4 protein-coding genes and 3 pseudogenes are annotated in these 6,530 nt (G+C 64.6%); 5 read left to right on the top strand and 2 right to left on the bottom strand.

The window, feature by feature from the left end; genetic code table 11:
* A pseudogene (locus tag FA740_RS09985) lies at positions 1–377 on the top strand (IS5 family transposase); the annotation flags it as partial.
* Between the two features lie 33 nt (positions 378–410).
* Here FA740_RS09985 and FA740_RS09980 read toward each other — a convergent pair.
* Positions 411–710, bottom strand: a pseudogene (locus FA740_RS09980) (PhnE/PtxC family ABC transporter permease); the annotation flags it as partial.
* A gap of 67 nt (positions 711–777) precedes the next feature.
* A pseudogene (locus FA740_RS20065) lies at positions 778–1,986 on the bottom strand (ISNCY family transposase); the annotation flags it as partial.
* A gap of 403 nt (positions 1,987–2,389) precedes the next feature.
* On the opposite strand from FA740_RS20065, the gene FA740_RS09965 reads away from it, so the two are divergent.
* From FA740_RS09965 to FA740_RS09950, 4 genes are read left to right on the top strand one after another with little or no spacing between them, the layout of a single operon-like run.
* Positions 2,390–3,133 (top strand): FadR/GntR family transcriptional regulator, encoded by a 744-nt coding sequence (locus FA740_RS09965; protein ID WP_136856623.1) that lies wholly within the window; start codon positions 2,390–2,392, stop codon positions 3,131–3,133.
* Positions 3,134–3,155: 22 nt separating this feature from the next.
* Positions 3,156–4,664, top strand: a complete 1,509-nt coding sequence (locus FA740_RS09960) for an ABC transporter substrate-binding protein (RefSeq protein WP_136856622.1) — start codon at positions 3,156–3,158, stop codon at positions 4,662–4,664.
* Between the two features lie 56 nt (positions 4,665–4,720).
* Positions 4,721–5,668, top strand: coding sequence for an ABC transporter permease (locus FA740_RS09955; RefSeq protein WP_136856621.1), 948 nt, complete (start codon positions 4,721–4,723; stop codon positions 5,666–5,668).
* The gene (locus FA740_RS09950) at positions 5,665–6,525 is read left to right on the top strand and encodes an ABC transporter permease (protein WP_136856620.1); all 861 of its coding nucleotides are present in this window, start codon (positions 5,665–5,667) and stop codon (positions 6,523–6,525) included. Before FA740_RS09955 ends, FA740_RS09950 begins: the two co-directional genes overlap by 4 nt.
* Positions 6,526–6,530: the final 5 nt, after the last annotated feature.

Genomic DNA, 6,530 nt, shown 5'->3' with positions numbered 1-6,530 from the left:
GCATGCCGTCACCGATGCGAAAGGCCGTCCCATCCGGTTCTTCATATCGGCAGGGCAGGTCAGCGATTACACCGGTGCGGCAGCGCTGTTGGGCAGCCTGCCGAAGGCGGACTGGTTTCCGGCTGACAGGGGATATGACGCCGACCGGCTGCGAGAAGCGTTGGAAAGACAAAGGGATAAGCGCCTGCATCCCCGGCCGGAAGTCCCGCAAAAAGACCGTGAAATACGACAAGCGGCGCTATAAAAGGCGCAATCGTATCGAGATCATGTTCGGTCGTCTGAAGGACTGCAGACGTGTCGCCACGCGTTACGACAGGTGCCCGGAAACCTACCTCTCCGCAATCGCATTGGCCGCAACCGTCCTGTTCTGGCTGTGATCAAGAACGAGCCCTGACCCTAGCGAAGACTACTTAGATCAACGCGCGCAGCACCGTTCCGGAAATCCATTCTGACACGACGACCGTCCCCAGGATCACGATCAGGATCATCGTGACCTGCGGCCAGGCCAGTGTGTTCAGCGAGGCCTGCAACTTCAACCCCAGCCCGCCCGCCCCGCCCAGCCCCAGGATGGTGCTTTCGCGGATGTTGATGTCCCACCGGAACACCGTAATCCCCCATAAGGCTGGCAGCACCTGCGGTACGATCCCGTAGGTCAGCACCTGCGCGGCGCCGGCGCCGGTGGCCGTCACGGCCTCGATCTGGCTGGGGTCAGCGCGTGTCGGCTGCGCTGCTTGCCAGCTGGTCCGACCTCCGGCGGGGCAACCTTCTGGCGGCCATCACATGGGCCAGAACCTCGCTCAGGCGCTTGTTCTCGGTCACTGCGGCATGGGTGACGCGCTGCTGTGCAGGGTTGAAGATGCGATAGGGTAGCGAGATACCCTTCCAACGGATTTCGAGGGACCGATCAGGATAAGTGTAAGTCTCGACATATCGGTCGATCGCATTCCGGGCATGCTCACCGTCTTTCAGGATGAACTTCATGCGCTCGTAATCGACCACGAGACTTTTGCCGGCCTGGCGCTGATCGCGCACACAGAGGATGTCCGACAGCCGTGAAGCGTCCAAGGTCAAAGGCCGGTGCCCGTTATCCGGTCGGGCAGGGGCCTGCGAGAAGCGCAACTTGTGGTGAGCCATAAAGCCAGGCAGAAAAGCATTGGCTGCGGCCATGTCGCTAATACCTGCGAGGCGCAGTTCCTTGACCAGCCTGTCTTGCAAAGTCCGATTGGCTCGCTCGACGCGGCCCTTGGCTTATGAACTGTTTGCGCAGAGGATCTCGATGTTCAACTCGCTGAGCGCCCGCCCAAATTGCGTCATCCCATGCCCGCTCCGGGGCGCGCGGCGGTTCACGCGGAAGACGTTGTGCTTGTCGGAATAGAGGGCTACCGGCAGCCCGTGGTCGTGCAGGTAATCTGACAGGGCCGCAAAGGAGCTCTCGGTCGACTCCGAGGGGACAAAGCGCAAATGCATGAGGGTTCCGGTCGCATCGTCAACAAAGACCAGCAAGGTGCAGGCGGGGCCGCGATCCTCAAACCAGCGGTGTTCCGAGCCATCGATCTGGATCAACTCACCCGATGGTTCACGCCGCAATCGGGGCTGATGCACACGGTGCCGCTGCGCACGGCTCTTCCAGAGGCCATCCGCTATCATCCATTTGCGCAGCGTCTCCGAGGAGACACGGATGCCATGCCGTTCCGCCAGCATCTCCGTGGCCAGTGTCGAGCCGAAATCCGGGTAGTCGTTGCGGATCAGCGACAGGATATAATCGCGCTTCAGATCACTGATGCGGTTGTTCGACGGACAGCCGCGCAGCTTGTGACGGACGGCAATGGCGCCATTGTCTTGCACATCGTGCACAAGTCGTTGCACTTGTCGCTGGCTCAGACCCAGAAGATCGGCCGCCGTCGTGGGGCGCAGGCTGCCGTCCAGCACCTGCGCCAGCACCTCGATCCGTTGAAGCTCGCGTTCGCTCATCAGAAGAAGGCCCATGTCGAAAACCCTCGTGCCATGCTGCTCAGCACAGCGTCAGCCTTCAGGGCAGAGGCGACAAATCAACTTCGCCAGTTCGCGACAATTCTACTTCGGTTCTACACAGCATCGCTCAATAATCAGAATTATGGAACATGCTAGCCGCGGTCTTCGTGTGAACACATTGAACCACCCTATCTTTCACACCCGCTCAAAAAAAGGGCATCGGCGAGAAGAACCGCTCCAACGGTAAACCATTTCGTTGAATTGGTTCGATTGTTTGCCTCTGCGTAAAGCATGATGTCTGGCACGAACACGCAGGACCATCGCTGTTTTGGCGGGATGGGAGCAGGAAGTTCAGTGGCGGGCTTGCATGATGACGGAAATGTGGCAGCATGAACCAATAGTCACCAATGGTTCGCACATGGACGCCGATACCGATCAGGGCCACACGACCTCGACCTACGCGCTGGCGCGGTTGCGGGCTTATATCGATGACGCATCGCGTCAGACCGGCGACCGCATGCCGACCGAGCGGCAGCTGTCGGAGCAGCTGGGCATGGGACGGCGCGCGATCCGTCGCGCGCTGGAGGTGCTGGAGGCCGAGGGGCGCATCACCCGCAGGCAGGGCGCCGGCACCTTCATCGGCGGGGCGGCCCCAGCCCCTGCGGGCGACAGCATCGTCGATACGACCAATTTCTTCGAGATCATGGAGGTCCGTCTGCGCCTAGAGCCGCAGCTGGCCGCACTGGCCGCGCTGCGGGCGAAGCCCGAGCACATCACCCGCCTCTATGAGCTGTCGGACCGTATCGCCCAGTGCCTTGATGCCGATGAGGGCGAATTGTGGGACGGCACCCTGCACCGCCAGATCGCCGAGGCCGCAGGCAATGCGCTGTTCCTGTCGCTGTTCGACATCGTGAACCGCGTGCGACAGGACGCCGCCTGGCAGGCGGTGCGCGAACGGGCGCGCGGCGGGCTGGCGGGGCACGCCCTCCCGGTGGCCCAGCACCGCGCCATCATCGACGCCATCGCCGCCCGCGACCCGCAGGCGGCGGCCGAGCAGATGCGCGTGCATCTGTTCATGCTGCAGGAAAAACTGATCCGCCTTGGATCGGCGGACCTGTCCCCTACCCAGACCGGAAGGCCGGATCAACCGGCCCATGCCTGACCCCCATCAACAGGAAGCCCCCATGACCCGACATCTTCTGTCCGCCACCGCCATGATCGCGCTGATGAGCGCCCTGCCCGCCGGCGCCCAGACCCTGCGCATCGGCCTCAGCGACGATGCCGACATCCTGGACCCCGACCAGTCGCGCACCTTCGTCGGCCGCATCGTCTATGCGGGCCTGTGCGACAAGCTGGTCGATCTGGACGCCCAGGCCAACATAATCCCGATGCTGGCGACCGACTGGTCCTGGTCCGACGACGGCATGGCGCTGGTCATGGACCTGCGCGAGGGGGTGGTGTTCCATGACGGCACGCTCTTTGACGCCGATGCGGTGGTGGCCAACATCACCCGCTCGATGACGCTGCCGGAATCGCGGCGCAAGTCGGAGCTGTCCTCGGTCGCGGGGATCGAGGCGACGGGGCCGATGCAGGTGACCCTTACCCTGACCGCGCCCGACGCCTCGTTGATCGCGCAGCTGTCGGACAGGGCGGGAATGATGGTCTCTCCGACCGCGGCCGAGGCGGCGGGCGCCGAGTTCGGCCAGAACCCGGTCTGTTCGGGGCCGTTCCGGTTCGTCGAACGCATCCAGCAGGACCGGATCGTGCTGGAGAAATTCGCCGATTATTACGACGCCGACCGCATCGCGATCGACCGCGTCACCTATCGCCCGATCCCCGACACCACCGTGCGCCTGGCCAACCTGCGCTCGGGAGAGCTGGACATCGTCGAACGCATCGCGGCCTCCGACGTGGGGTCGGTCTCTCAGGACGCCGCCTTGCAGATGCAGGAGGCCGTGGGCCTGGGCTACATGGCGATCTATGCCAATATCGGCAATGGCGACCGCGCCCTGACGCCGATGGGAGAGGACGCCCGCGTCCGCCAGGCTTTCTCTCTGGCGATCGACCGTGAGGCGCTGAACCAGGTCGTGTTCGAAGGCACCGCCGTGCCCGGCAACCAGCCCTTCCCGCCCTCGTCCCCGTGGTTCAACCAGGATCTGCCGGTCCCCGCCCGCGACGTCGAGGCCGCGCGCGCCCTGCTGGCCGAGGCCGGGATCGACCGGATGCCGGTCGAGATCCAGCACGCCAACAACCCCGTCATCACCCAGATGATGCAGGTCATCCAGGCCATGGTGGCCGAGGCAGGCTTCGACGTGACCCTGCGCGCGACCGAATTCGCGACGCTGCTGTCCGAACAGACGGCGGGCAATTTCCAGCTGTCGCGGTCGGACTGGTCGGGGCGTCCCGACCCGGACGGCAACCTGCACCAGTTCGTCACCTGCGAGGGCGGCATCAACGATCCGCGCTATTGCAACCCCGAGGTCGACCGCCTGCTGAACGAGGCCCGCGCCGCCAACGACCCCGAGGTCCGCAAGGGCCTGTACGATCAGGCGGGCGTGATCCTGAACCAGGACCTGCCGGTGATCTATCTGGGCCACCAGACCTACATCTTTGCGCTGGATCAGGGCGTGCAGGGCTTTGAGGCCTTCCCGGACGGGATGATCCGCCTGCAGGACGTGACCCTCTCCCAGTGACCCGGACATGACTGCGGCCGGGGGCGCCATACCCCCGGCCCGGCGAAAGGAACACCATGCTGATCTATATAGCCAAGCGCCTGCTGGTGGCGTTGCCGACATTGCTGATCGTGTCGATGCTGGTCTTCGGGTTGCAGATGCTGCTGCCCGGTGATCCGGTCCTGGCCATGGCCGGAGAGGACCGCGACCCCGAGACCCTGGCCCGCATCCGCGAACAGCTGAACCTGAACGACCCGCTGCCGGTGCAGTATCTGCGCTGGCTGGGCGGCGTGCTGCAGGGCGATTTCGGGACGTCCCTGCGCACCGGGCAGCCGGTGTCGGAACTGATCCTGCAAAAGCTGCCGGTGACGATCCAGCTGGCGGTGATGGCGATGATCTTTGCCGCGCTGATCGGGATTCCCGCGGGCATCATCGCGGCGGTCCGCAAGGGCGGCGTGCTGGACTGGACCGCCAACATCGTGGCGCTGTCGGGCCTGTCGATCCCGAACTTCTGGCTGGGGATCATGCTGATCCTGCTGGTCTCGGTCAATCTGGGCTGGCTGCCGGCATCGGGCTATGAATCGATCTTCGTCGATCCGGTGCGGTCGCTGGAGACGATGATCATGCCCGCCTTCGTACTGGGCACCGGTCTGGCCGCCACGCTGATGCGCCACACGCGCTCTGCCATGCTGGGGGTGCTGTCGGCCGACTATATCCGCACCGCGCGCGCCAAGGGCCTGACCGGGCGCCAGGTCGTGCTGAAGCACAGCTTCAGGAATGCACTGCTGCCGGTGATCACGCTGTCCGCGCTGCTGTTCGGCGAATTGCTGGCGGGCGCGGTCCTGACCGAGCAGATCTTTACCATCCCCGGTTTCGGCAAGCTGATCGTCGATGCGGTGTTCAACCGCGACTATGCCGTGGTGCAGGGCGTGGTGCTGTGCACGGCCGTCGGTTTCCTGCTGATGAACCTGATCGCGGACGTCGTCAGCGTCCTTCTGAACCCCCGGATGAGGGCCGCCCTATGACCGCCATCGACATGCCCGCACCCCGCGCCAAAAGCCGCTTCTGGCGCAAGTTCCGGCGCAACCGCGCGGCCCTGGTCGGGGGCGTGATCGTCGCGTTCTTTGTCCTGCTTGCGGTGGCCGCGCCGATCCTGCCCATCGCGGACCCGCTGGCCACCAGCTGGACCGCGATCCGGCTGGCGCCATCCGCGGAATACTGGCTGGGCTCGGACGAGATCGGGCGCGACATCCTGTCCCGGATGATCTGGGGCGCGCAGGCATCCCTGATGGCGGGCGTCATCTCGGTCGCGATCGCGGTGATGACTGGCGTGCCCATCGGGCTGATCGCAGGCTATTTCGGCGGCTGGACCGACACGATCATCTCGCGCTTCACCGATGCGCTGCTGGCGATGCCGTTCCTGATCATGGCCATCGCGCTGGCCGCCTTTCTGGGGCCAAGCCTGACCAACGCGATGATCGCCATCGGCCTGTCGGCCATGCCGATCTTCATTCGCCTGACCAGGGCCCAGGTCATGTCCGTCAAGACCGAGGATTATGTCGAGGGCGCCCGCGCCATCGGTCTGGGGCATCTGGCGATCATGCGCCGCTATATCCTGCCCAATATCGTGCCGCCGATCATCGTGCAGGCCACGCTGACCATCGCCACCGCGATCATCGCCGAGGCGTCGCTGTCCTTCCTGGGTCTGGGCCAGCAGGCTCCCGCGCCCAGCTGGGGGTCGATGCTGAACGTGGCCAAGAACTTCCTGACGCAGGCGCCCTGGATGGCCTGGTGGCCGGGGGCCGCAATCTTTCTGGTCGTGATCGGCTTCAACCTGATCGGCGACGGGCTGCGCGATGCGCTGGACCCGCGCGAACACTGATTTTC

The organism is Paracoccus hibiscisoli (assembly GCF_005048265.1).
Taxonomy (GTDB): domain Bacteria; phylum Pseudomonadota; class Alphaproteobacteria; order Rhodobacterales; family Rhodobacteraceae; genus Paracoccus; species Paracoccus hibiscisoli.
This window is presented reverse-complemented; position numbering and strand designations above follow the sequence as displayed.

Excerpts from the sequence above, each read along its gene's own strand:
- FA740_RS09965 (WP_136856623.1), top strand. The coding sequence starts at position 2,390 with ATGGACGCCGATACCGATCAGGGCCACACGACCTCGACCTACGCGCTG.
- FA740_RS09960 (WP_136856622.1), top strand. The coding sequence starts at position 3,156 with ATGACCCGACATCTTCTGTCCGCCACCGCCATGATCGCGCTGATGAGC.
- FA740_RS09955 (WP_136856621.1), top strand. The coding sequence starts at position 4,721 with ATGCTGATCTATATAGCCAAGCGCCTGCTGGTGGCGTTGCCGACATTG.
- FA740_RS09950 (WP_136856620.1), top strand. The coding sequence starts at position 5,665 with ATGACCGCCATCGACATGCCCGCACCCCGCGCCAAAAGCCGCTTCTGG.